Annotated in this window: 23 protein-coding genes; 16 read left to right on the forward strand and 7 right to left on the reverse strand. The window is 62.0% G+C overall.

Annotation, left to right across the window (positions count from 1 at the left end; translation table 11 throughout):
* Positions 1–48 precede the first annotated feature (48 nt).
* The 5 genes from EHF33_RS08020 (at position 49) to EHF33_RS08040 (ending at position 3,559) form a co-directional block, all read left to right on the forward strand.
* Positions 49–564 carry a DUF1999 domain-containing protein gene (locus EHF33_RS08020; protein WP_124869818.1) on the forward strand — a complete coding sequence of 172 codons (516 nt, stop codon included), beginning with the start codon at positions 49–51 and terminating at the stop codon, positions 562–564.
* Positions 565–634: 70 nt separating this feature from the next.
* On the forward strand, positions 635–856 hold the full coding sequence (locus tag EHF33_RS08025; RefSeq protein WP_124869821.1) for a heavy-metal-associated domain-containing protein: 222 nt from the start codon (positions 635–637) through the stop codon (positions 854–856).
* The gene (locus EHF33_RS08030; protein ID WP_124869824.1) at positions 857–1,168 is read left to right on the forward strand and encodes a DUF503 domain-containing protein; all 312 of its coding nucleotides are present in this window, start codon (positions 857–859) and stop codon (positions 1,166–1,168) included.
* Between the two features lie 197 nt (positions 1,169–1,365).
* The gene (malQ, locus tag EHF33_RS08035; RefSeq protein ID WP_124869827.1) at positions 1,366–2,886 is read left to right on the forward strand and encodes a 4-alpha-glucanotransferase; all 1,521 of its coding nucleotides are present in this window, start codon (positions 1,366–1,368) and stop codon (positions 2,884–2,886) included.
* Between the two features lie 76 nt (positions 2,887–2,962).
* Positions 2,963–3,559 (forward strand): cob(I)yrinic acid a,c-diamide adenosyltransferase, encoded by a 597-nt coding sequence (locus tag EHF33_RS08040; RefSeq protein WP_124869830.1) that lies wholly within the window; start codon positions 2,963–2,965, stop codon positions 3,557–3,559.
* Here the strand turns inward: EHF33_RS08040 and EHF33_RS08045 are convergent.
* The 7 genes from EHF33_RS08045 to EHF33_RS08075 form a co-directional block, all read right to left on the reverse strand.
* Positions 3,556–4,167: a LutC/YkgG family protein gene (locus EHF33_RS08045; protein ID WP_124869833.1), complete on the reverse strand. Its 612-nt coding sequence runs from the start codon at positions 4,165–4,167 to the stop codon at positions 3,556–3,558. The genes EHF33_RS08040 and EHF33_RS08045 overlap by 4 nt on opposite strands.
* Positions 4,164–5,594 (reverse strand): lactate utilization protein B, encoded by a 1,431-nt coding sequence (locus EHF33_RS08050; protein WP_206431572.1) that lies wholly within the window; start codon positions 5,592–5,594, stop codon positions 4,164–4,166. Before EHF33_RS08050 ends, EHF33_RS08045 begins: the two co-directional genes overlap by 4 nt.
* Positions 5,591–6,382, reverse strand: coding sequence for a (Fe-S)-binding protein (locus tag EHF33_RS08055; protein WP_124869835.1), 792 nt, complete (start codon positions 6,380–6,382; stop codon positions 5,591–5,593). The genes EHF33_RS08050 and EHF33_RS08055 overlap by 4 nt, the downstream gene beginning before the upstream one ends.
* Positions 6,379–7,782 (reverse strand): rhamnulokinase, encoded by a 1,404-nt coding sequence (locus EHF33_RS08060; protein ID WP_124869839.1) that lies wholly within the window; start codon positions 7,780–7,782, stop codon positions 6,379–6,381. Before EHF33_RS08060 ends, EHF33_RS08055 begins: the two co-directional genes overlap by 4 nt.
* A gap of 90 nt (positions 7,783–7,872) precedes the next feature.
* Positions 7,873–9,960: a bifunctional aldolase/short-chain dehydrogenase gene (locus tag EHF33_RS08065; RefSeq protein ID WP_124869842.1), complete on the reverse strand. Its 2,088-nt coding sequence runs from the start codon at positions 9,958–9,960 to the stop codon at positions 7,873–7,875.
* 68 nt (positions 9,961–10,028) lie between these two features.
* On the reverse strand, positions 10,029–11,228 hold the full coding sequence (rhaI, locus tag EHF33_RS08070) for an L-rhamnose isomerase (protein WP_124869845.1): 1,200 nt from the start codon (positions 11,226–11,228) through the stop codon (positions 10,029–10,031).
* 133 nt (positions 11,229–11,361) lie between these two features.
* Positions 11,362–12,138: a DeoR/GlpR family DNA-binding transcription regulator gene (locus EHF33_RS08075; RefSeq protein WP_124869848.1), complete on the reverse strand. Its 777-nt coding sequence runs from the start codon at positions 12,136–12,138 to the stop codon at positions 11,362–11,364.
* 114 nt (positions 12,139–12,252) lie between these two features.
* On the opposite strand from EHF33_RS08075, the gene EHF33_RS08080 reads away from it, so the two are divergent.
* The 11 genes from EHF33_RS08080 to EHF33_RS08145 all read left to right on the forward strand — a co-directional run bounded on the left by EHF33_RS08080 (position 12,253) and on the right by EHF33_RS08145 (position 24,832).
* A complete protein-coding gene (locus EHF33_RS08080) occupies positions 12,253–12,582 on the forward strand; it encodes an L-rhamnose mutarotase (RefSeq protein WP_124869850.1) in 330 nt (109 codons plus the stop codon).
* On the forward strand, positions 12,575–14,128 hold the full coding sequence (locus EHF33_RS08085; RefSeq protein WP_124869853.1) for a sugar ABC transporter ATP-binding protein: 1,554 nt from the start codon (positions 12,575–12,577) through the stop codon (positions 14,126–14,128). The genes EHF33_RS08080 and EHF33_RS08085 overlap by 8 nt, the downstream gene beginning before the upstream one ends.
* The gene (locus EHF33_RS08090; protein WP_241191096.1) at positions 14,125–15,144 is read left to right on the forward strand and encodes an ABC transporter permease; all 1,020 of its coding nucleotides are present in this window, start codon (positions 14,125–14,127) and stop codon (positions 15,142–15,144) included. The genes EHF33_RS08085 and EHF33_RS08090 overlap by 4 nt, the downstream gene beginning before the upstream one ends.
* Positions 15,141–16,127, forward strand: a complete 987-nt coding sequence (locus EHF33_RS08095) for an ABC transporter permease (RefSeq protein WP_124869856.1) — start codon at positions 15,141–15,143, stop codon at positions 16,125–16,127. Before EHF33_RS08090 ends, EHF33_RS08095 begins: the two co-directional genes overlap by 4 nt.
* A gap of 67 nt (positions 16,128–16,194) precedes the next feature.
* The gene (rhaS, locus tag EHF33_RS08100; protein ID WP_124869860.1) at positions 16,195–17,196 is read left to right on the forward strand and encodes a rhamnose ABC transporter substrate-binding protein; all 1,002 of its coding nucleotides are present in this window, start codon (positions 16,195–16,197) and stop codon (positions 17,194–17,196) included.
* A gap of 132 nt (positions 17,197–17,328) precedes the next feature.
* Positions 17,329–18,054 carry an SDR family oxidoreductase gene (locus tag EHF33_RS08105; RefSeq protein WP_124869863.1) on the forward strand — a complete coding sequence of 242 codons (726 nt, stop codon included), beginning with the start codon at positions 17,329–17,331 and terminating at the stop codon, positions 18,052–18,054.
* 242 nt (positions 18,055–18,296) lie between these two features.
* The gene (gene pilM / locus EHF33_RS08110; protein ID WP_124869866.1) at positions 18,297–19,475 is read left to right on the forward strand and encodes a type IV pilus assembly protein PilM; all 1,179 of its coding nucleotides are present in this window, start codon (positions 18,297–18,299) and stop codon (positions 19,473–19,475) included.
* Entirely contained in the window at positions 19,468–20,166 is a 699-nt protein-coding gene (locus EHF33_RS08115) for a fimbrial assembly protein (RefSeq protein WP_124869869.1), read from the forward strand. The genes pilM and EHF33_RS08115 overlap by 8 nt, the downstream gene beginning before the upstream one ends.
* Positions 20,163–20,816 (forward strand): type IV pilus inner membrane component PilO, encoded by a 654-nt coding sequence (locus EHF33_RS08120; protein WP_124869872.1) that lies wholly within the window; start codon positions 20,163–20,165, stop codon positions 20,814–20,816. The genes EHF33_RS08115 and EHF33_RS08120 overlap by 4 nt, the downstream gene beginning before the upstream one ends.
* Entirely contained in the window at positions 20,813–22,621 is a 1,809-nt protein-coding gene (locus EHF33_RS21090) for a hypothetical protein (RefSeq protein WP_164473439.1), read from the forward strand. The genes EHF33_RS08120 and EHF33_RS21090 overlap by 4 nt, the downstream gene beginning before the upstream one ends.
* A gap of 3 nt (positions 22,622–22,624) precedes the next feature.
* Positions 22,625–24,832 carry a type II secretion system protein GspD gene (locus EHF33_RS08145; protein WP_124869884.1) on the forward strand — a complete coding sequence of 736 codons (2,208 nt, stop codon included), beginning with the start codon at positions 22,625–22,627 and terminating at the stop codon, positions 24,830–24,832.
* Positions 24,833–24,907: the final 75 nt, after the last annotated feature.

Genomic DNA, 24,907 nt, shown 5'->3' on the forward strand with positions numbered 1-24,907 from the left:
CCGAGCCAGCCCACCAATCGGCGCACACCCAAGCGCTAGCCTGCGCTTATGCTGCGTTACCGAATCTTTACCCCTGACGACTTCCCTGCACTCGAAGCGCTCGACTTGGCCGTGCAGCGCCGCGCAGACCCTGCCTTCGACACCCTCGATGAGCGAGAGCGAGAAGGCCGCCTGCGAACTTCGTTGCCCGCCCTCAAGTTTTTTGAACGAAGCGAACACAGCTTTTTGGCGGAAGAGGAAGGCCAGCTCATGGGCGTGCTGCTGGCCCAGGCGGTTTGGCAAGGCGACAAGCCAGTGGTGATGGTGGTGCAGGTGCTGCTGGCCGAAGGTGCGCCCGGCGAGGCGGCCAGCGGGTTGCTGCACGCCTGCGTCAAGAGCGCTTACGACGCCGCCGTCTACGAAGTTCACTTTCCCGTGACGCCGGAGTTAGAGAGCGCGGCCCACAATGAAGAAGCGCACCTGCTGGGCCGCTACGCGGTGAGCTATCTGGGCAGCCGCCACCAGACCGCGTCCGGCGAGCGGCTCAGTAAAATGCCAAACACGGGTGGCGAGAGCAAAGCCTAGAAAAACACGGTTCTTGGCATTCACCGCAAAAGCCCCACTTCCAAGAAGACCTTAAAAGGAGAATCAACCCATGACTCAACCCAACAAAAAAGCCCGCGTCCTGATCGGCGTGCGCGGCATGGAGCAAGAATCGGGCGTCCGCATCTCGGCGGCGCTCCTGGCTATGCCCGGCGTAACGCAGGCCCAACCCGACCAGGGGCAAATCGCCGTGCAGTATGACCCCACCGCCCTGACCGTCATGGATTTGCTGCGGGCCATTCGCAAGCAGGGCTTTTTGGCGGGAATGCTTTAGGTGGCGCTCGGCTATATCGGCAGCCTGACGGTGCGCGTAGAGATGCCCTGGGTCAGCAATCTCAAGGAAAAGCGGGCGCTGGTGCGGCCCGTGGTCGAGCGGCTCAAAGCCCGCTTTCCGGTAACGGTGGCCCGCCTAGACGGCCTCAACGCCCACGACTGGGAAATTATCGGGGTGGTGACGGTCAGCAATGATCGGCAGTGGGTCGAAGAAACTTTGCAACTCGCCGCCGACTTTATTGTGGCGCAGGGCGAGTACCGCGTGACCGAGGAAGAGCGCGGCATCGTGACGATTGAAGAGGTGATGGAGTAGCGCCGAGAACATTTTGCAAGGAGCCTCACGCTCCTCACGGCGCAGCGAGTTTGCGGCCCCTCTTTCTTAAACTTTGCGCTCTTCCCCGCCGCCGCCTTGCTACAATCTCTCCATTCATGGAAGTGGTTCCAACTCCGGCAGCCGGACACCGCCAGCCGCCGGTTGTGCGACAAACCACGCCCATTCAAGGAGATGTCATGCTGATTGCCCGTTCCAGCGGAGTCCTGCTCCACCCCACCAGTTTGCCCGGCCCTTACGGGATCGGCGAACTCGGCCAAGAAGCCCGCAGCTTCATCAACTGGCTTGCCAGCGCGGGCCAAAAATACTGGCAAGTCATGCCGCTCGGCCCCACCGGCTACGGCGACAGTCCTTACCAAGCCTTCTCAGCGTTCGCGGGCAACCCTTATCTGGTGTGCCTTGACACCCTGCGCGAGCAGGAACTGCTGCTGGACGTGGACTTTGACGCGGTGCCGGACTTTAACCCTGACCGGGTGGATTTTGGCCTCCAGTACATCTGGCGCAACCAAATGCTCAGCCGCGCCTTTTCGCACTTCGAGGCGGGCCGGGCCGAGGGTGAAATGGGCGAAGTGGACGCCGAGTTCGCCGGATTCAAGTCCAGCGAACAGCACTGGCTGGGAGATTACGCGCTGTTTATGGCCATCAAAAACGAGCAGGGTGGCCTACCGTGGAACGCTTGGCCGCTGCCGATTCGCCGCCGCGAAGCCGAGGCCATGTCGGACGCCAAAACCCGCTTGGTTCGCGAAATCGAGCGCTACTCGTTTCAGCAGTTTTTATTTTTCAGGCAGTGGACGGCCATCCGTGACTACGCTGCCGAACAGGGCGTGCAGGTTATCGGGGACATTCCGATTTTCGTGGCGATGGACTCTTCGGACGCTTGGGCCAACCCAGAGCAGTTTTTCTTTGATGACGAGGGCCAGCCCACCGTCGTCGCGGGCGTACCACCAGATTACTTCAGCGAAACCGGCCAGCTCTGGGGCAATCCGCTCTACGACTGGGACGTGATGAAAAAGAGCGGCTTCGAATGGTGGATTCGCCGTTTTCAGGCCAGCTTGAAGCTGTACGACCTGATCCGGGTCGATCACTTCCGGGGCTTTGCGGGCTACTGGGAAATTCCTTTTCCTGCCGACACCGCCATGAACGGCGAGTGGAAACCGGCCCTGGGCCACGACATGTTCGCCGCCGTGCGTCAGGCGCTGGGCGACCTCCCAATCATCGCCGAGGATTTGGGCGTGATTACGCCGGATGTGGAAGCGCTGCGCGACGATTACAACTTGCCGGGCATGGCGGTGCTGCAATTTGCTTTTGGCGGCGGCGACTTTGCCGTCAACGCCTTTTTGCCGCACAACCTCAAGGAAAATCAGGTGGTCTACACTGGCACCCACGACAACGACACCACACGGGGCTGGTGGCGCAACGCCGATGAACACGAGCACCACACCTTCCGCGTCTACACCCACAGCGATCCCAGTGAAGAGAGCTTTGCTTGGCTGCTGACCACCATCGCCTTTGAATCGAAAGCCAATCTGGCCGTCGTGCCACTGCAAGATTTGCTGAATCTGGACAGCGACGAACGGATGAACTTGCCCGGCAGCACTGGCCCCGAAAACTGGACCTGGCGCTACCGGGAGGGCGTGGTGTCGGCTGAGTTGGCCCACAAGCTGCGCGAGTTGACCGAAGAGACGAAGCGGACAGCTTAAGACAAGAGGTGAAAACAGGCCGCTCGCTGCAAGGTGGGCGGCTTTGTTGCGGCCTGCTTTGCTTTACCCTGAAGTCATGAAACTGTATACCCGCACCGGCGACGGCGGCCAGACTGGACTCTACGGCGCAGACCGCGTGAGCAAAACGCATCCCCGCGTGGAGGCTTACGGCACAGTAGACGAACTCAACAGCGTGCTGGGCCTTGCCCGCGCCCACAACGCCCGCTCGCACACGCCGCAGACCGATGTGGAAACGGATTTGGAATACCTCCAAAACGCGCTGTTCGATCTCGGCGCAGATCTGGCGACCCGTCAGGACAGCCCCTATGCCAAAAATGTGGCCCGCATGGACGCCGAGGACGCCGCTTACTTGGAAGCCATGATTGACCGCTATCAGGACGGCGTGGAACCGCTCAAGCACTTTATTCACCCCAGCGGCACGCCGGTTGGAGCCAGCTTGCACGTGGCCCGCAGCGTGGCAAGGCGGGCCGAGCGCGACGTACTCAGGCTGATGGACGTGGAGGAAGCCAACCTTCAGGCTCAGATTTACCTGAACAGGGTTTCGGATTTGCTGTTCGTGATGGCCCGCGCCGTGAACGCCCGCGCCGGACTGAGCGAGGAAGCTTGGAAGGTCAAACCGAGGCGCAAAACAGTGGAGCAGAACAACTCCTAATCCACCACGATGATGCTCAGTCGCCTCGGCCCGTGAACGCCTTCTACGCGGCTGAGTTCGATGTCGCTGGTGGCGCTCGGCCCGCTGATCCAAGTCAGGGGGCGGCCTGCCAGCACCGCTTCCTGTAAGGCGGCCACCGCTTCAGGCACGCTGTCCACCACTTGCTCGGAGCGCACCACGCAGACGTGCCAATCCGGAATCAGCGTCAACGCCCGCCGCCCCTGCCCCGCGCCGTGATCAAGTACCACCGTGCCGGTTTCGGCAATGGCAACCGCGCAAGTGGTCAGCACAGCGTCGTAAGCGGCGAGGTCAGCGTGGGTGGTTTGCGGCTTGTGGGTTGCGGGCTGCGGGAAAAGCTGGGCCGGGAAGCCTTCAGGAACCAAGACATTCTGGCCGCTCAGCAGGGCAGCGAGCAGCACAGGCAAGTCGGCTTCGCTGGCACGGTGAACCTCAGCCCGGTACTCGGCGGCGTACTCGGCAAACTGAGCCACGATTTCGGCCCTTGGGCGAGTGGAAGCAGGAATGGGGGGGCGTTCTATCTCCAGCTTGGGGCCAGCGGCGGCGCGGTGGATGCGGGTCAGCATCTCCAATCGGGCTTCGCCGCTCATACCTCACCCTCTTCGCGCCACAGCTCACGGAACGATTTGGCCGGAAAGGCAGGCAAATTGCGTGAACTCGTCCAGCCACCGAGCAGACCGGGCAGAGCATGAATCGCGCCGTGCTGTACCAGCGGCCCCTGCCCAGTGCGGGCGAGTTTGAGCGCTCCCTCAAAGCGGAACGGCTCGTTAAAAATCCAGGCGGCGGTTTTCATGGCGATGCTCTCCACCGTGTTCTCGAGATTGTGCGACTTGTGCGGCGTGATCTGTCCACGCAAATAAATCAGGATTTCAGGAATGTTGATCTTGACCGGGCAAGCGTCGTAACACGCCCCGCACAAACTGCTGGCCCACGGCAAGGTGTTGGCATTTTCATCTTCGAGTTGCAGCAGTTGAGGCGTCAGAATCGCGCCAATCGGGCCGGGATAGACGCTGCCGTAAGCGTGGCCGCCCGCCCGCTCGTAGACGGGGCAGACGTTCAGGCAAGCCGAGCAGCGGATACAGCGCAGCGTTTGACGGGCGGCTTCGTCGGCCAGCACGTCGGTGCGCCCATTGTCCAGCAGCACCAGATGAAATTCCTGCGGGCCGTCGCCGGGAATCACGCCACTCCAGAAACTGGTGTACGGATTCATGCGCTCGGCGGTAGAGCTGCGCGGCAGGAGTTGCATGAACGGCGCGATGTCGGCCCACTGCGGCAGCACTTTCTCAATGCCCATCACCGAAATCAGCACGTCCGGGAGGGTCAGGCACATCCGCCCATTGCCTTCGGATTCCACGATGCAGACGGTTCCACTTTCGGCGATGGCAAAGTTCGCGCCCGACACCGCCACTTTGGTGCTGAGGAATTTCTCGCGGAGGTAGAGGCGGGCAGCTTCAGCCAGCACTTTCGGCTCGTCGGTCAGCAGCTCTGCGCCGAGTTTTTGGCGAAACAAATCACGGATTTCGGCGCGGTTTTTGTGAATGGCTGGAACCAGAATGTGGCTGGGCGTGTCTCCGGCAAGCTGCACGATCAGCTCGGCGAGGTCGGTTTCTATAGCTTGAATGCCCCGCTGCTCCAGCGCCGCGTTGAGTTCTATTTCGTCCGTGCTGATGCTCTTGACTTTGATGATCTCCCGCGCTCCATGCAAGGCGGCGAGGTCAGTCACGATGCGGCAGGCTTCGGCGGCGTCCCGCGCCCAGTGAACTTGCCCGCCGCACCGCTTGACTGCCGCTTCCAGCGTCAGGAGTTGCTCGGCCAAGTCTGAGAGAGAGGCGTCTTTGAGTTCTGCTCCCCGCGTGCGGAGGGCTTCCCAATCCGGCAATTCAGCCACCGCCCGCAGGCGTTTCTCACGGATGGTGGTGGTGGCGTGCTTCAGGTTGCGGCGCATCTGGGCGTCTTGCAGCGTGTCGCGGGCCGCCTCGGGAAAGGGCCGGGCCGGGCGGATGCCTCCAGCGCTCACAGCAGAGCCTCCGCGCTGACCTGCATGGCACCGATAGTTTCTGAACTTCCAGCGCTTATTGACTCAGTACTGGCCAAAATTTCCGCCAAATGCACTACGCCCACCCCACTTTGCAGCCGACTGAGGCCGCCGCCGATATGCATCAAGCACGAATTGTCGCCCGCCGTGCAGCACTCGGCCCCGGTGCTCATCACGCTCTGCACCTTGTCGGCCAGCATCGCCGTACTGGTTTCGGGGTTCTTGACACTGAAAGTGCCGCCGAAGCCGCAGCACTGCTCAGAAGCGGGCAGTTCTACCAGGGTCAGGCCGCGCACATTCTTGAGCAGCGTCAGAGGCGCGTCGCCCACCCGCAGCAGCCGCGCCGCGTGACAGGTCGGGTGATAGGTGACGCGGTGCGGATAGTACGCACCCACGTCCTCGACCTTCAGCACCTTGATGAGAAATTCGCTGAGTTCATACGTCCGCTTTCCAAGTTCGGTGACTTCCCGCAACAAATCGTCGTCTCCGGCCCACTCTGCCGCCTTCGGATACAGGTCGCGCACGAAGGCCACGCAGGAACCGCTGGGGGCCACAATCACCTCGGCGTTTCTGAAGTCGTTCACGAATTTGCGAATAAGTGGCAGGGCTTCTCGCTGATAGCCGGTGTTGAAATGCATCTGGCCGCAGCAGGTTTGCGCTTCGTTGAAGTGGACTTGGTGGCCGAGTCGCCGCAGCAGCCGCGCCATCGCCAAGCCCGTTTGCGGAAAAAGGGCGTCGTTGAGGCAGGTGATAAACAAATCTATTTTCATGGTTGGGGGTTGGGTGAGAAAGTTTGCAAGGCGGTGGAAGCCCGCACCACTTGGCGCAGGGTGGGAAGGTCGGTTTGGCCCAGCGCTTGCACCAGTAGATTACCCATTAAAGTGGCCTCCACAGGGCCAGCGATCACCCATTTGCCACAGGCGTTGGCGATCAGTTGGTTGAGCAGAGCGATTTGTGAGCCGCCGCCCACCACATGCACCACGCGAATGGCCTGACCGCTCACGTCTTCCAGCGCCTTTAGAATCTGCGCGGTTTTGTGGGCGAGGCTGTCCAGCACGCAGCGGGTAATCTCGGCGGGCGTTTGGGGCACGGACTGATTTGTTTCGGAGCAGTAAGCCTGAACCCGCGCCGCCATATCCGCACCGGGCGGCAGAAAGCGGGCGTCATCCGGGTCAATGGTGGAGCAGGAAGCAACGGCGGCAGCCTGCTCGTAGAGGTCGGCGTAGTCCAGCTTCCAGACCTCGTTGCACTGCTGAATAATCCACAGGCCCATCACGTTTTTGAGCAGCCGGTTGGTGCCGCCTACGCCCGCTTCGTTGGTCAGATTCTCGGCGAGGCTGCGCGGCGTGATGATCGGCTGAGGCGTTTCAATGCCTACCAAGCTCCAAGTGCCGCTCGACACATACGCCCAGTCTCGGCCCTCGGCAGGCACGGCGGCGACGGCGGAGGCGGTGTCGTGGGTGGCGGGCAGGATCACTTGAACGCCTTTCAGTCCCGTTTCGCGCTCCACTTCCGGAGTCAGAAGGCCTAAAGTCGTACCGGACTGCGCGATGGCGGGCAGGAACTCGGTGGGGATATTGAGGGCGTCCAGCAATTCGGTGGCCCATTTTCCCGTTTGAGGATTGAAAAACTGGGTGCTGCTGGCATTGGTGCGCTCGGTGACGGCCACGCCGCACAGCCAGAAGTGCAGCAGATCGGGGATCATCAGCAACTTGTCGGCGCGGGCCAATCGTTCAGACGGTTCGGCAGCGAGTTGGTAGAGGGTGTTGAACGGCAAAAATTGAATGCCGGTGGCGTTATAAATCGCCTCGTCGGTCAGCTTGGCCCGCACCCGCTGCATCACGCCGTCCAAACGGGGGCTGCGGTAATGGTGAACCGCGCCCAGCAAGTCGCCCTGAGCGTCCAGTAAGCCGTAATCAACCGCCCAGGAATTGACGCCGATGCTCTGAATCTCGCCGTGCTGCGCCGCCAATTTGAGGCCGTGCAGCACCTCGCGCCACAGGCCCAGAACATTCCAGTAGAGTTGCCCGCGCACGGGTACGCCGCCGTTAGGGAAACGGTGAAGGATTTCTACGTGGAGTCTGCCGCCTTCGAGCGTGCCGAGAGCGACGCGGCCACTGGAAGCGCCGAGGTCAACGGCGATGTGGCGAGTGGCAACCGCTTTGCTCACTTCACCCCCTCTCCTTCAGAGCTGTACTGGCTCCACTCTCCACACGTCGCTCCACTCAAGGCGGACGGTGACAACAGGGATGATCTTTTCTCACCGCACATAAGCAATCGGCACCCCGCCGTCCACCGTGATCACGCCGCCGGTCGTCTTGGCGGCAGCGGGTGAGGTCAGCCAGTAAGCGGCCTCGGCAATGTCTTCGGGAAACACATTGACCTTCAGCGTCGTGCGGTTGCGGTAGAACTCTTCGAGTTGATCGGGTTCAAGGCCGTAGGTGGCGGCACGCTCGGCCCGCCACTTGCCGTCCCAGATGCTGCTTCCAGCCAGAATCCCGTCGGGCAGCACCGAGTTGACGCGGATGCCCGCCGCGCCGCCTTCCTCGGCAAGGCAGCGGGCGAGATGGAGTTCTGCGGCTTTGGCTGTGCTGTAAGCCGCCGCATTCTTGCCCGCCGCCACGCTGTTTTTGCTGCCGATGAAAATCAAGCTGCCGCCTGTGCCCTGCGCTTTCATGAGTTTGAAGGCTTCGCGGGCCACCAGAAAGTAGCCGGTAGACAGAATACTTTGGTTGTGGTTCCACATCTCCAGACTGGTTTCCTCAATCGGGGCGCTGGAGGCGATTCCGGCGTTGTTGACGGCAATGTCCACGCCGCCGTACTGCAACACGGCTTGATGATACGCACCGATGACTTGCCCTTCCTCGGTCACGTTCATGCTGAGGCTGGTGGCCCGCCGCTGGCCGCGCTGCTTGTTCACTTCCTCGGCCACGGTCTTGCCGCCGTCGGCGTTCAGATCGGCAATCACGATGTGCGCTCCGTCCGCCGCCAGCCGGTGGGCAATCGCCCGTCCGATGCCGCTGGCCGCGCCCGTCACGAGCGCCACGTGTCCTTCCAGCGCTTTGGGCGCGGGCTTGAGGCTGAGTTTGTAGAGTTCCATCGGCCAGTATTCGATGGCGTAGCTCTCGGCAGCGCTCAGGCTCACGAAGCCGCTCAGACTGCTGGCACTTTTCATCACCTGAATGGCGCGGGTATACAGTTGGCGCGACACGTCGGCTCCCTGCGCGTCGGGGCCACTGGTGACCATCCCGAGGCCCGGAATCAGCACCACGCGCGGCGAGGGCGCGGACATCATGTCGCCTGCCGATTTGTTGGCGTCAAAATACTCGGCGTACTCGGCCTTGAAGCGGGCCACGCCGTCTCTGGCCGCCTGAATCAACGCCTGCGCTCCCTGCTGCGGCGTCCAGTCGAGGTACAGCGGCACGCGCTTGGTGTGAACCAGATGATCGGGGCAGGCCGCGCCCACCTGCGACAGCTCGGCGGCAGCGTTGGAGTTGACGAATTCCATGATGTTCGGTGAGGTGTCCACTTCCAGAATCACCGGACGCGCTCCCTTCATCGCGCCGCGCAGGATCGGCAGCACCACCGTCAGCAGGGCGTCGCGCTCCACCTCTGGCACACTCTCAACTTTCGCGCCGCCAAACGGCTGGGCCTCAGCGTGGGCGTCCAGGTAGGCCTGCGCCTCGCCAATAATTTTGATAGTGCTTTCGTAGCTCTCTTTTGATGTATCGCCCCACGTCACCAGCCCGTGTTTGCCCATCACCACCGCTTCCAGCTTGGGATTGCCGCGCACCGCCGCGCCAATTTGCTGCGACAGGGTAAAGCCGGGCCGGATGTAGTCCACCCAGGCGGCCCGCTCGCCGTAGATCTCGCGCATAATCTCGGGGCCGTTGGGCGTGCAGGCAATCCCAATGATGGCGTCCGGATGGGTGTGATCCACGTGCTTGGCCGGAACGAAGGCGTGCAGCAGCGTTTCGATACTCTGACGTGGGCGGCCCACTTCAAAAGCGGTACGGTCAAGGTAGGCCGTCATTTCCTCGTCGGTCATCTCGGCGCGGCCAAACAGCGGCAATACTTCGTCCAACTTGAGGCCCGCAAAGCCTTTCTCGGTGATGGTGGCAATGTCCGAACCCGAACCCTTGACCCACAGCACCGTCACGTCGCGGCCCAGATGGTCTTTCTCCACACTCTTGGTGCTGGTGTTGCCGCCGTAAATGTTGACCAGCGTGCGGTCGGAGCCGAGCAAATTGGAGCGGTAAGTCAGCGAGGCGAGACCGTCAGAGTTGGGGGCGTCGGCATCGTTCCAGCGGTCTTTGGGGACGGTGATGCGGGGCTGGGTATCGGTCATAAAGCTCCTTGCAGATTGGAGTGTGGGCAGATGAAGTGTGGGAGGTATGTTGTCGGGAAACCAGCAGGTTAGCTTCTGACTTTTTCCTTGACCGGATAGCCGCCGCCGCCCGTCTGGGTGCCGCGCTCGCGGGCCACTTTTTCCTGATAACCGCTTTGCCGGTGCGCCTGAATCGGTTCAGACTTGAGGCCCATCTCGGCACGCAGTTCCGTCAGCAGCGGACGCACATCGGTTTTGAAGGCGTCCATCATCACGCGGTGGGCGGCCAGCACGTCACCCTTACTCTGAGCCTCTTGGAGCAAATCACGGTCAATCAATAAAGCTTTGGCATAAGATTCCTGACAATTGAGCACGCTTTGCAGCATGGCCTCCACCTTCGGCTCGATGTTGTGACTCTGATCGATCATGTACGAAACGTTCTGAGCGGTCTGCTTTGTCAAATCATCGGCTGAGTTCGCGCCGTAAACCAGTTCGGCGTAAATGCAGAACAGCTCAAACGGGTTGGATGTGCCCACAATCAGGTCGTCGTCGCCGTAGCGGCGGGCATTGAAGTGAAAGCCGCCCAGCCGCCCCTCGTCCAAGAGGAAAGCCACGATCTGCTCGATATTGACGCCCTGCGCGTGGTGGCCAAGGTCAACCAGCACCTGCGCCTTGTCGCCAATAGCGAGGCAATGCGAGTACGAAGCGCCCCAGTCGAACAGATCGGTGGCGTAAAAGGCCGGTTCAAACAGTTTGTATTCCACCAGCATCCGCGTGCCGCTCGGCAGAGCGTCGTGGACGCGCTTCAGCCCCGTCCGCATCCGGCGTTTGCGTGAGCGCAAGTCGTCTTGTCCAGCGTAATTGGTACCATCCGCGAACCACAGCGAGAGGTCACGGCTGCCCGTCTGCTTCATCACTTCCACGCAGTCCAGCAGGTGAGCGATGGCCTGTTCGCGCACTGCCTCCTCCGGGTTGGTCACGCTGCCCAGGCGGTACTCCTCATCCTGAAAGACATTGGGGTTGATTGCGCCAATAGTGAGGCCACGCTCTGAAGCATATTTTTTTAACTCGCCGTAATCGTCCACCGCGTCCCAAGGGATGTGAATGGCTACGCCGGGCGCGATACCAGTTAAGCGCTGAACCTCGGCGGCGTCGTCCAGCTTTTCCCAGATGGTTCGGGCCGCGCCCGCAGCGGCAAAGGTCTTGAAGCGCGTGCCGGAATTGCCGTAGCCCCACGAGGGCGTCTCGATACGCTGGGCTTGGAGGGCGCTCAGAAGGTCTGCATTCATGTATCTCCTCTTGAAACGGCGGGAAGGCCAAGTTCGTTTTGTTCACCAATCGTTGTGTACGGACTGTCGTCGTGGGCAGCACCCTTATGCGCTCCTCCTCTGCTTTGCAGCTCTGGCAAGAGGACGCCGCTCCTCACCCCGTCATGATCACCTGAACGTCGCCTTCCTCCAGCCGCCTGCGCTGCTCCGGCGGCAAATCGGCGTCGGTAATCAGGGTGTTGATGTCGGCGTGGGTGGCGATGGTGGCCAGCGCCCGGCGACCCACTTTGCTGGCGTCCAAGAGGGCCACCACGCTGCTGCCGCTGGCGATCAGTGCCCGTTTGGCTCCGACTTCCGGCAAGTGGGGGTCGGTGAAACCGGCGTCGGGGGTGTACCCTTTGGCCGAAAAAAACACCAGATCCGGATGCAGCCGCGAAATAGTGTCGGTGAAAAACGCCCCCACAAACGAGCGGGCAGGCGTGTGAAAGTTGCCGCCCACCATCAGGAACGGCACGCCGCCGCTGGCCAGCACGTTGGCGGCGTCCAAGCTGCAAGCGATCGCCTGCACTTTGCGGGCCGGCAGCAAGCGGGCCAGCGCCAGACAGGTGGTGCTGGCGTCGAGGGCCACCGTGTCACCGTCTTGGATCAGGGCCAGCGCGGCGCGGGCAATCCGCTCTTTGGCCTCCACATGTTGAGACGAGCGCAGTTGCTGAGAAAGTTCTTCGCTGGTTTTGTCGAGCAATTGCGCTCCGCCGTGAACGCGCAGCAGCTTGCCCTGCTCGCACAGCGCGTCTATGTCGCGGCGCACGGTCATTTCGTGGACGCCAAACTCGGCGGCCAAGTCTTTGATCCGCACCACTTTGTCGCTTAGGGCGCGGCGCAAGATGTCTTGCTGGCGTCCCGGCAAGGGAGCCACGGTGTCGCTAGGCATGGCTATACTCTAACATCAAAGTGACAAAAGATAACAAGCCCTTGCAATTTTTTGTGCGGTAGTGTTGAATGGGGCCAGTCCAAAGTTCATTTCGATCCCGCGTTCTGGAGGGCCATGACCGCACCCCATCAACGAGTTTGCTTTCTACTTCAAGTGCGCCCCGAGCGCTTAGAAGAGTACAAATCCCGCCACGCCGCTGTCTGGCCCGAGATGTTGGCGGCGCTCTCCACAACCGGCTGGCACAACTATTCGCTTTTTCTCAAAAGTGACGGCTTACTCGTCGGCTATTTTGAAACGCCCAGCTTAGAAGCGGCGCAGTCCGGCATGGCGAATACGGAAGTCAATGCCCGCTGGCAAGCGGAGATGGGCCCCTTTTTCGTAGACCTGACAGGCACACCCGATCAGGGCTTTTTGCGGCTGGAAGAGGTGTTTCACCTTGACTGATCTTCAAAATGCCCAGCCCAACACGCAGCCGCTTCTAACACTCAGTCATGCCAGCAAATCCTTCGGCCCGGTCAAGGCCCTTTCGGATGTCAGTATCGACCTCTTTCCCGGTGAGGCCCACGCTCTGCTCGGTGAAAACGGCGCGGGCAAGTCCACCTTCGTCAAGATTCTGGCGGGTGTCCACAAGCGCGACAGCGGCACGCTTCATGTCGGCGGGCAGGAGGTCAACTTTCACTCGCCCGGCGAGGCGCGGGACGCGGGCATTGCCATCATCTATCAGGAACCGACCCTCTTTCCCGACCTCAGCGTGGCTGAAAATGTGTTGATGGGGCGGCAGCCCTCCGGTGGACTGGGCCGCATCGACAAGGCCGCCATGCGCCAGCAGGTCGCGGGGTTGCTGAGCGAACTCGGCGTCTCACTCGATCCGGCCCGGCTGGTGCGCGGCCTGAGTATCGCCGATCAGCAACTCGTCGAGATTGCCAAGGCCCTGTCACTCAAGGCCAATGTCCTGATCATGGACGAGCCGACGGCGGCGCTGACCCTGTCGGAAACCGAGCGGCTGTTCAAAGTGGTGCGCTCTCTGCGGGAACGCGGCGCAGCGGTGCTGTTTATTACGCACCGTTTGGAGGAAGTCTTCGGCGAGTGCCAGCGCGTGACCATCATGCGCGACGGCACCTGGGTCAGCAGCGGCCCGATCACCGACTACGACACCGACAAAGTGGTGCGGCAGATGGTGGGGCGCGATCTGGGCGACCTGTATCCACGCGGTGAGGCCAAGCTGGGCGAGGTCGCGCTGTCGGTGCGCGGACTGGCTCAAGCGGGCGTCTTTGACGACATCAGCTTTGAAGTGCGGAAAGGCGAGATCGTCGGGCTGGCGGGTCTGGTGGGGGCTGGGCGCAGCGAGGTGGCACGGGCCATCTTTGGCATTGATCCACGTGAGGGCGGCGAGGTCAGAATCAATGGACACGTCGCCCCGCCACTCAACCCGCAGGCGGTGATGGCCGCCGGGCTGGGCCTGGTCCCGGAAGACCGCCGCCAGCAGGGATTGGTGATGGACATGAGCATCGAGCGCAATGCCAATCTGGCCATTTTGAATCGGCTGCGGAGTGGCTGGCTGATGAACCGCGAAGCCGAGAGCCGCAGCGCCCGCGACTGGACCACCAAGCTGCAACTCAAGGCCCACCGCCTGACCGACCCGGCCAGCAGCTTATCGGGCGGCAATCAGCAGAAGGTGGTGCTGGCCAAGTGGCTGGCCACCAATCCCAGCGTCCTGATCGTGGACGAGCCGACGCGAGGAATTGACGTGGGCGCAAAAGCCGAGGTGCATAAAACGCTGGCGGAATTGGCCGCCTCGGGCCTCGCCGTCCTGATGATCTCTTCGGATTTGCCGGAGGTACTGGGCATGGCCGACCGCATTCTGGTGATGCGCGAGGGGCAACTGGTGGGCGAACTCAGCCGCGAGGAAGGCAGCGAGGAAGCGGTGATGTATCTGGCGACGGGGCAGCGTAAACAGGGGCAGCGTAAACAACTGGGCGGCGCGGCGTGACCGGCAAAGTTGCTCAGACCCAGACCTCCGCCCCCAACCTGCTGACCCGGCTGCTCAGGGCGCGGGAAGTCAGTCTGGTGGCGCTGCTGCTATTTGTCACGCTGGGCACGGCGGCCATCAATCCGCTGTTTCTGAGTTTCACCAGTCTCAAGGATTTGTTTCTGAACGTCTCCATCATCGCGCTGGTCGTCGTCGGTCAAACCATCGTGCTGCTGATGAAACACGTGGATCTGAGCGTCAGCAGCGTGGTGGGCCTCAGCGCCTTCCTGACCGGCTCGCTGTTCGTGGCTTTTCCGGGCCTGCCGGTGCCGCTCGCCCTGCTGTTCGGTCTGGGGCTGGGCGCGGTGCTGGGCAGCGTCAACGGCCTACTGGTCGCTTACGGCAAAGTTCCGGCGCTGGTCGCCACGCTCGGCACGCTGTATGTGTTTAGGGGCATCGATTACGCGGTGGTTCACGGCGGGCAGATCAACGCTTCCAATTTACCACCGAGCTTTCTGGGATTCGCGACGGGCAATATTCTGGGCGTTCCCAATCTGGTGCTGCTGGTCATCGTGGTGATGCTGGGCTTCGGCATTTATCTGGGGTCGTACCGGGGCGGGCGCGAATACTATGCGGTAGGTTCTAACAGTGAGGCGGCGGTGCTGGCGGGCATCAGTGTGACCCGGCGCACCCTGACCGGTTTTGCGCTGAGCGGGGCGATTGCCGGGCTGGCGGGAGTGCTGTATCTGGCCCGCTACGGCACGGTGGACGCCAACGCGGGCAGCGGCCTGGAATTGCAAGTCATCGCGGCGGCGGTGGTCGGGGGCGTCAGCATCAACGGCGGAGTCGGCAGCCTGCTCGGCGCGGGCCTCGGCGCACTGCTGCTGGGCGTGATGAGCAGCGCTCTGGTGACGCTACGGGCACCCGGTTTTTATCAGCAGGCCATTCAGGGTGCGCTGTTGCTGGCGGCCATCAGCGTGGACATGCTGGTGTCGCGCCGAAGCGCCAAACAGAATGCAAAGGGCAGAACATCATGAAATGGCGCAATCTGCTGGGCTGGGAAGTCACCTTGATCGTGCTGGTCTTCGCCGCCCTCTTCAGCGGGGCGCTGCTCTCGCCCGCCTTCCTGACGGCTTCTAATCTGACCTTTCTAACCGCCAATTTCAGCGAGGTGGCCCTGATCGCGCTGAGCATGACCCTGATTATCATCGTGGCCGAGATCGATCTTTCGGTGGCCTCTACTCTGGGGCTGTCCAGCGCGGTGCTGGGCGCACTCTTCGCGGCAGGCTGGCCGATCCCGCTGGCGATTGTGGCGGCGCTGGCGGTGGGTGCACTGGCCGGGCTGTTCAACGGGCTGCTGATTACCCGGCTGGGCCTGCCCTCGCTGGCGGTCACGATTGGTACGCTGGCGCTTTACCGGGGGCTGGCTTACGTGGTGCTGGGCGACAAGGCCATCGCCGACTTTCCAGCCTTTTACACCAATCTGGGGTTTGGCACGCTGCCGGGCACGCCGATTCCGATTCCCATCGCGCTGTTTTTTGTGCTGGCGGTCATCACGGTAGTGGTGCTCCACGCCACGGCTTTCGGGCGCAGCTTGTACGCCATCGGAGCCAATCCAGTGGCGGCGCGGTTCGCGGGCTTGCGGGTCGAGCGGGTCAAGCTGAGCCTCTTTGTGCTGTCGGGGCTGATGTCGGCATTGGCAGGCGTGGTCTATACCTTCCGCTTTGCCAGTGCGCGGGCCGACAACGCCGTGGGCCTGGAACTCGGCGTGATCGCGGCGGTGCTGCTCGGCGGCGTCAGTATTTTTGGCGGCAAGGGCAGCGTGGTGGGCGCGGTGGCCGCCGTCTTTCTCATCGGCATCATCAACGGAGCGCTGACCCTCGTGGACGTGTCCAACGAGGTGCTGACTGTCGTGACCGGCCTGCTCTTGATCGGCTCGGTGCTGGTGCCCAACCTGCTCGGCCACTTCCGCACTTACCGCGAGCGCCGCCGCGCCAAAGGGGACCGCGTGATTCAGTAATCCTTCCTTTTGTTTTCTTTTACCGCCCTGCGTTATCCGCCCCCTCTCCCCGATCTGGAGGTTCCACATGAAAAAGCGCACCGTACTCCTGTCTGCCCTGACCCTGACCGCTGGCCTCGCTTCGGCAGCCCTGGTTCAGAACACCTATAAAAAGGGCCTCAAGATCGCCATGCTGCCCAAGATCATCAACATTCCCTACTTCACCACCACCGACAACGGCGGCCTGGAGGCCATCAAGGAACTCGGCGGTATCGGCAAGGCGGTGGGGCCGTCGGACGGCGGGGCCAGCTCACAGGTCAGCTACATCAACACCCTGATCGCCCAGCGTCAGGACGCCATCGTGCTGGCCGCCAACGATGCCAACGCACTGGTGCCTTCGCTCAAGCGGGCGATGGCTCAGGGCATCAAGGTGGTCACGTTCGATTCCGACGTGGCCGTCGAAGGCCGCCAGATTTTCATCAACCAGGCCAAGAGCGACGGCATTGCCAAGGGGCAGATTGAGCTGCTGTCCAAGCTGATGGGTGGCAAGGGTGAATTCGCCATCCTGAGCGCCACACCCAATGCCACCAACCAGAACACCTGGATCAAGATCATGCAAGATGAGCTGAAAAAGCCCGCTTACAAGGACATGAAGCTGGTCAAGATCGCTTACGGCAACGACGACGACCAGAAATCGTTCACCGAGATGCAGGGGCTGCTCCAAGCCTACCCCAACCTCAAAGGCGTAATTTCCCCCACCACAGTCGGCGTGGCGGCGGCGGCGCGGTACCTCTCGACCAGTCCCAAAAAGGGTCAGGTGATGCTGACCGGCCTCGGCACCCCCAACCAGATGCGCTCGTTCATCAAAGACGGCACCGTCACTGCCTTCCAGCTCTGGAATCCCGGCGACCTCGGCTACCTGGCCGCCTACGCCGCCGCCGCGCTGGCCAGCAATCAGGTGACTGGCAAGGAGGGCGACACCTTCACGGCAGGCAAGCTCGGCAAGTACACCGTCGGCAAGAACGGCGAAGTGGTGCTTGGGCCGCCCACCACCTTCGACAAAGCCAATATCGACAAGTTCAACTTCTGAGCCAAGCGCAATACGAGAGCCGCCAACGTCCCTGAGTGGGCGCGGGCGGCTTTTTTGGGCTGGATAGGCTGAAATATCGAGCCGCCTGACGGCTTACCTTGAGACTCGGGCATGGCGTGTTAGATTTCCCCTATGACTAATCCCCAGACCCAGAAAAGCGCTTTTATCACCGGCGGCAGCAAAGGCATCGGCTACTCGACTGCCGAGGCCCTGCTCAAAGAAGGCTACGGCGTGACGATTACCAGCCGCGACCAGAGTGAGATTGAAGCGGCGGCCCAGCGACTCAATTCGCAGCAACTCGGCGAGTCTGCGCGGGGCGTGGTCTGCGACGTGCGCGACCTGAGCAGCTTGGAAGGCGCGATGAAAGCCCACGCCGAAGCGTTCGGCGGCTTGGACGTGCTGTTCGTCAACGCGGGCGTCGGCAAGTTCGCCCCCATCCAGGATATGAGCGCCGAGGACTGGCAGGCCGTGATCGACACCAACCTCACCGGAGCTTTTTTCACGGTCAAGGCGGCCATTCCCTACCTGAAGGAAAGCCACGGCTACGTGATCACGCTCTCCAGCCTGGCCGGCAAAAATCCATTTGCGGCCGGCGGAGCCTACAACGCTTCTAAATTCGGTCTCAACGGACTCTCAGAAGTGATGATGCTCGACCTACGCCCCCTAAACATTAAGGTTACCCAGATCATGCCGGGCTCGGTGGCCACCCACTTTGGCGGACACACTCCTTCAGAAAGTGACGCCTGGAAGATTCAGCCCGAAGACATCGCTCAGATCGTGGTGGATTTGGTGAAAATGCCCGCCCGCACGCTGCCCAGCCGCGTCGAAGTGCGGCCCGCACAGCCGCCCCGCAAGTAAATTCAGCCCGTTTCCCCTTTTTGCCCGCACTCCGGCGTCCCAAAGGCCCAGAGCGCGGGTTTTCGTGCGCCCAGACAAATAATTCGCCGTAAAAAAAGCTGTCAGAAAATTGAAAGCGCCTGCATGATCTGATGCCATTGTCGCGCCCCCTTCCCGCTCTTAACCCTCTAGACGCAGGAGTGACCGCTTCATGATGATGTTCATGAGGAAATGGTAAAATCAACGCAACTCCTGGAGGAAGCATGTCGAGTTTTCTACAACGGCTCATCAATTCAAAACCAGTGGCCATCGGGGTCGAGATCGGCACCAGCTCCATCAAAGTGGTGGTGCTCAAGCCCGGTTCGCCGCCCGTACTCCAGCACGCCGTCATGGTTCCGACTCCGATTGGCAGCATGCGTGACGGCCTCGTGATCGAGCCGCAGGCAGTGGCCAGCGAACTCAAGCGCTTACTGGCCCAGTACCGCATCACCACCAAATACGCCGTCACGGCCGTGCCCAATCAGCAGGCCGTGACGCGCAACATCATGGTGCCGAAAATGGATCCGAAGGAGCTCAAGGAAGCCATCAAATGGGAAGCCGAGCGCTATATCCCTTACCCGATCGACGACGTGAGCCTCGACTTTGATGTGCTCGACGACATTCCCGGCGCGAACGACGACGGACAGATGGAAGTGGTGATCGCCGCCGCGCCCACCGAGGCGATTGCCCGCCAAGTCGAAGTGCTGCGCCTGGCAGGCTTAGAGCCTACCGTCATCGACCTCAAGTCATTTGCCACCTTGCGTGCGCTGCGCGGTAATTTGCTGGGCGAACACCTGACCAAAAGCACCCTGACCGGCACCAATTACACGGAGGGCAACGAGGTGGCCCTCGTGATGGAAATCGGCGCGAGCAGCAGCGTGATCAGCTTGGTGCGCGGCGACCGGATGCTGATGGCCCGCAACATCAACGTGGCCGCCGACGATTTCACCACCGCCCTCCAGAAAGCCTTCGACCTCGATTTTTCCTCCGCCGAGGAAATCAAGATCGGGTACGCCACCGCCACCACTCCCACCGAGGATGAAGAAGACTTGCTCAACTTCGACATGGCCCGTGAACAGTACAGCCCCGCCCGCGTCTTTGAAGTGGTGCGGCCCGTGCTGGGCGAACTGATTACCGAGGTGCGGCGCTCGATGGAGTTTTACCGGGTGCAGTCCGGCGACATCGTCATCGACCGCACCTTCCTCGCGGGCGGCGGAGCCAAATTGCGCGGGCTGGCCCCGGCCATCAGCGACGCGCTGGGCTTCAGGGTCGAGGTGGCCAGCCCCTGGCTGACGGTGCAGACCGATCAGGCCAGCGTGGACACCGGCTACCTCCAGACCAACGCGCCGGAATTTACCGTGCCGCTGGGCTTGGCGCTCAGGGGGGTGAATTCACGTGGTTGAGATCAACCTCCTGCCGCCGCAGTACCGCAGGCGCACCGAGCCGAACGTTTGGCTGTATGCGGGCGTCGCGGCGGTGGCCGTCACTTTGCTGGCGGTGGCCATTCCCGAAATCGTGGTGGGCACTCAGGTCGGCAATCTACAAAAACGGCTCGACGATGAAAACGGCCAGATCAGCGGCATAGAAGAAAAGGACGCTCCTGAGTTTCGCCGCCTGACCGCCGACAAAGCCCGCCTGACCGCCATCAGCCAAACCGCCACGAGCCTCAGCAGCGGCAAAACCTACTGGTCAACCGACCTCGCTCAGTTCGTGGCACAGTTGCCGCAAAACGGCGGAGTGGCGCTGAGCAGTCTCAACATGCACCAAGCCGCTGTCAACACGCTCTACAACGGCAAACCCGCCAGCAAAGAATACGATTTGAGCGGCACGGCGCTGAGTACCAGCACATTGGTCAGCTTTTTGGACGCTTACGACCAAGACAATTACGGCGTGAACTTCAAAAACACCCAGCGCAATACCACAACCAACAATTTTGACTTTACCGCCAGCATCGGCCAATTGACAGGCACGCCGGTCAGCGCGGCGGCCACGACCACGGCCGCCACACCTGCCAACGGCACCCCGGCAAACGCGACGCCCACGACCCCCGCCCCTGCGGCCCCCGCCGCACCGACTAGTGGAGCCACCCAATGAACGCGGCCATGCCCAAACTCAAACCCCGCGACCTGTTTTTTATCGTGGTTGGCCTGTGCCTGATCGCTTTGGTGATGTGGTACTTCCTGCGCTTTCAAGCCCGGCAACAAGAAATTCAGGCGGTGCAAACCAGCCTAGATGACGCCGACACCCGGCTCGCCACCTTACAAGGCCAGCAGGCCCAACTCCCTCAACTCCGCACCGATGTCAGGGCGCTGGAGCAAGAACAAGAAGTATTCGTCCGCGCCCTGCCCAGCACCGTCAAAATGGGACAAGTCATCCGCGACGTGCAGGACAGTGCCAGCGCAGCAGGAGGAAAGATCGACGGCATCACGGTGGCCAGCAGCGCCGAAGCCAATCTGCCTGCTGGCGTGCAAGCGGTCAACCTCAATGTCAACGTGCAGGGCCGCTTCGCACCGACGTTCCGCACCCTGCGCTCGGTGGAGACGATGGGCCGCTTTTCCAAGATCACCAGCGTCAATATGACGTTGCCCGCGCCCAATGACACGGATCCCAACCTCAACAGCGTCATCAACATGACCGTCTACACTTTTGATCCGGGCACCACGCAGGCCACGCCCGCAGGCGAACCCGGCGCGGCCCCAACGACGCCGAACGCGCCCAGCGCTCCTGCGGGAGGCAATTCGTGAAAGCGCCCCTCAAACTCTCACCCGAAATGAGAATCTTGCTGACGGTATTGGTGCTGGTCGCCCTGGTGGGCGGTTGGTACACTTGGAATACCGGACGCGATGCCAGCGCTCAGGCTCCCAGCGACGTGCCCGCCGCCACAGCTCCAGTTTCGCCGACCGCCACCGTGCCGGGCGCTACGCCAGATTCAGGCACGGCCAACGCCACTGGCAAAGCCGACCCAGCTGCGGCGACGGCTGCCACTTCTGGTACCACCATCCAGCCCAACAAGTCGCTGCCCAGCGCCGTCAAGCCTGCGACACCCAAGCCCACCGCCTCCGGCTCCACTGCGCCCAGCTTGAGCGCTGCGCCCACGCTGGGCAGCTCGCCCTCGGGGCTGCCTACCGCTCAGGGCGGCTCGGAAACGGCCAGCAGTCCACAAGCACCGACCCCTTCCAGCACGACCATCTCTCCGGCCCGCACCAGCGCCGTGCTGAGCATTCCGCCGCTGAGCAGTGCGGCCGGTGACGCTGCGGCCACAAGCACCGATCCTGCCGCCAGCACGCCCACCGAAACCAACGCCGACGTGCAGCGCCCGCCTTCGGGGATCAATCCCAATGAGCCGCTGGCCAGCGTGCCGACGGTCAATCCTTTCAGCCCGCTGAACGTGGTGCCGGATGCCAACTCCTCGGGTGAGCCCGCACCGGTCGCCACTGCGCCCACGGCCACCCCAGTACGCCCCACCCCCACCTCGCCGATTGCCTCACCAGTCCGCACCACCGGCGTGCTGCCCAGCGCTCCGATCGTGATAGCCGACAACACTTCTGGAAATGCCACGGGCAGCCGCTCCGGAAGCAGCGGCTTGTCCAGCGGCCCGCGCATCGGCGGCATCCTGCCGCAGCCCAATATCCAAAGCGGAGCGCCAGTCGCTACTCAAGGCCCTGACGGCGCTCAGGGCCAGACCGGCGCACGCGGACAGACTGGCCAGCAAGGCGCTCAAGGTCAAGCTGGACAGGCAGCGGCGCAGGCCGAGCAGGCACAACTTCAGTCTCAGCGCGACGCTGCTCAGCAAGCGCAGAAAGCTCAGCAAAAAGCAGCTCAGCAGGCGGCCGCACAGGCCCAGCGTGACGCTGCCCAGCAAGCCGCCGCCCAAAAGCAGGCGCAACTCGACGCCGCCAAAGCCCAAAAAGCCGCTCAGCAAGCCGCCGACAAGGCCCAAGCGGAGCAGGCCAAAGCCGCCAAAGCGCAGCAGGCTGCGGCCGACAAACTGGCCGCCGCTCAAAAAGCCGAGGCCGATAAAGTGGCCAAGGCGCAGGCCATCGCTGAAGCCAAAGCCAAATTGGCCGCCGCTCAAAAAGCCAAGCGCGAAGCCGACATCAAAGCGGCGCAGACCCGCGCTCAGGCTCAGGCCAGTATCAGCGTGCCAGGCGTGAGCCAAACGCCGAGACTGCAATTGCCCGGTGCCAGTCCGCTGGTCGGTGCGGCAGGCACAACCGGCGGTACGGCCAGCAGCGCGGCCCCCGGCGTGATTACCCAGCTCAATGACGCCGCTCCCGTCGCCAACTCCACCGCACAAGCGCCCGCGCCGACTTCTGCCGCGCCGCTCAATACCTTGGAGCGCTACATCCAGGAGCGCAATCTCAGCTTCAACTCGGCAGTGCTGGGGCCGCTCAACACCGCCGTCTTCAAGACCGACCGGGGCTTTGTGGTCGTCTCGGTGGGCCAGAATATTCCCGATACCAACATCAATGTGCGCGAAGTGAGTGCTTCAAGCGCCACGCTGGCCCTCGACAACACCGCCAAAACCCTCCAACTCGACAAAAGGTGAGCCATGAAGAACCGTAGCCTGATTTTGCTCTTAACTCTCGCGCTGAGCGCCGCCAGCGCCCAAAGCGCCCAACCCGGCAACGCCGTGAGCGCCGATACCCGCTTGTCGAAAGCCAACGTGACCTTCAAAATCGTGCGCGACGGCACCGGCTTGATGGCGCTCCTGACGGCTGTGGCCAAGTCGGCAGGCTACGAACTGATTCTCGACCCGGCGCTCGACAGCCTGATTACCCCTGGCGTCGGCAGCGGCTCAGGCGTGACCAGCGACGCGGCCACGCCTCAGGCCGCTCAACCCGGCGTCTCTGCAACACAGCTCACTTACGATTTTGCCAGCAAACCCTTCAATCAGGTCTGGCCCTTTTTGATGGACGTGTACGGCCTGAACTATGACGTGGTCAAACTCGGCAGCAGCGAAGTGCTGCGCGTCGGCAAAAACCCCATTCAGCGGATCGTCGTGTTGCCCAAAACACTCGACGCCAGCTTGGTGGGAGAGCGCGTCAAGTTGGCCTTCGGAACGCGCCAAATGTCAGCGCCGGTCGCTGTCACAACGGGCAGCCCCGCTCCCCAGACGGCAGGCGGTGACATCGTTCTCGACTCGCCCACCCTCAAAATCGTCGGCGAACCGATTTCCAACAGCTTGATTATTCGCGGCAACAACCAAGAAGTCTCGCAGGTCGAAGCGCTGGTCAAAGAAATTATCGCTTCCCAGCCGCCGGAACTCGCCAAAGTGGTGGTGCCGGTCAGTCCGGTGATTCAGTCGATTTACAACGTCAAAGGTGCTCAGGACGACGCGGTGGCCCTGATCAAAGATCAGTACCCCAGCCTGGCTGTCACGGCAGTGGGCAAAACGGGCCAACTGATTCTGAGCGGCCAGAAGGCCCAGATTGACGCGGCCCTGACACTGCTGACACAAGTTGACCGCGCTCCTTCGGTGCAGCAAAACCCGGATGTGCGCCAGCAGGTGTACGGCGTGAAGGGCAGCCAAACAGACATCGCCGCGCTGCTGACCGCGCAGTTTCCGGCACTCAAGATCACCCCTGTTGGAACAACGGGTCAACTGGTTCTCAACGGCACCCAAGACCAGCTCGACGCTGCCGCCGCGCTTCTCAGTCAGGTGGACAAAGCCGTCACCGTCTCGAGCGGCCCCGATATTCAGCAAAAAGTCTTTCAGCTCGTGAACGCGAGCGCGGAAGAACTCAAGAAAGTGCTCGACAACACCCTACAAACCGCTTTGACCGCTGCCACCAACAACGCGCCCGCCGCTTTGCCCAATGTGCCAGTAACGGCAATTGGGGCCAACGGCGAAGCCACTACCGTCTCGGTGCCCAATGCGGCGGCCAATTCTTCAGCGGCTCCTACTGCCACTGCGCCGGTGATGCAAGACCCCACTGCCGCCACCATCATTGCCGATAAGCGCACCAACACCCTGATTGTGCGCGGTACAGCGCAGCAAGTAGAGCAGGTCGCCGTCCTGATTCCCAGCCTTGATCAGGTCGTGCCTCAGGTCAATGTGCAAGTCCGCATCCAAGAAATTACTGAAGACGCCGCCCGCACGCTGGGCCTGAACTGGAAAGTCGGCTTTGGCGGCTTCAATGTCAGCTCTGGCCCAAGCGGCTTGGCCGCCAGCTTTGATCCAACCCGCGCTTTGGTCGGCGGCTTTAACCTACTTCCTACGCTCAACGCCCTAGAAAACCAAACCCAGACCAAGCGCATTTATGACGGTTCGGTCACGATGCAAAGCGGACAACGCTCATTGGGCGGCGGCGCAAGCACCAATGCTTCCAGCGGCGCGGCGGCCAGCATCAAGAGCGGCGGGCGGCTGGAACTCAATATCCCCTCGGCCAGCGGCAATATCGTCAGGCAAATCGATTACGGCATCAATCTGGACTTCTTTGATCCACAGGTCGCGCCCGACGGCTCCATTACTTTGCGGGTACGCGGCCAGATCAACCAGCCCAAAACCGCCATTACCGGCTCAACACTGCCCAACTTGCTCGATTTCAGCAACAGCGAGGCCCAGAGCGTGATTACCTTCAAATCGGGCCAGACTTTACTGCTCAGCGGCCTGCTCGGCAGCAACGAATCCAACACCACCAGCGGCACCCCCTACCTCTCCAGCTTGCCGATCATTGGCGCGGCTTTCGGCCAGAAGTCCACTTCCAAAACCCAGAGTCAATTGATGGTGGTCATCACCGGCACTGTAGTGAAGTAACGCTTTAGTGAAGTAAACCTACCCAGCCTCTTCAACGAAAACAGACCCGCCGCCACCGTGCGCTGGGTCTGTTTT

Origin of the sequence: Deinococcus psychrotolerans, assembly GCF_003860465.1 — a bacterium.
GTDB classification, from domain to species: domain Bacteria; phylum Deinococcota; class Deinococci; order Deinococcales; family Deinococcaceae; genus Deinococcus; species Deinococcus psychrotolerans.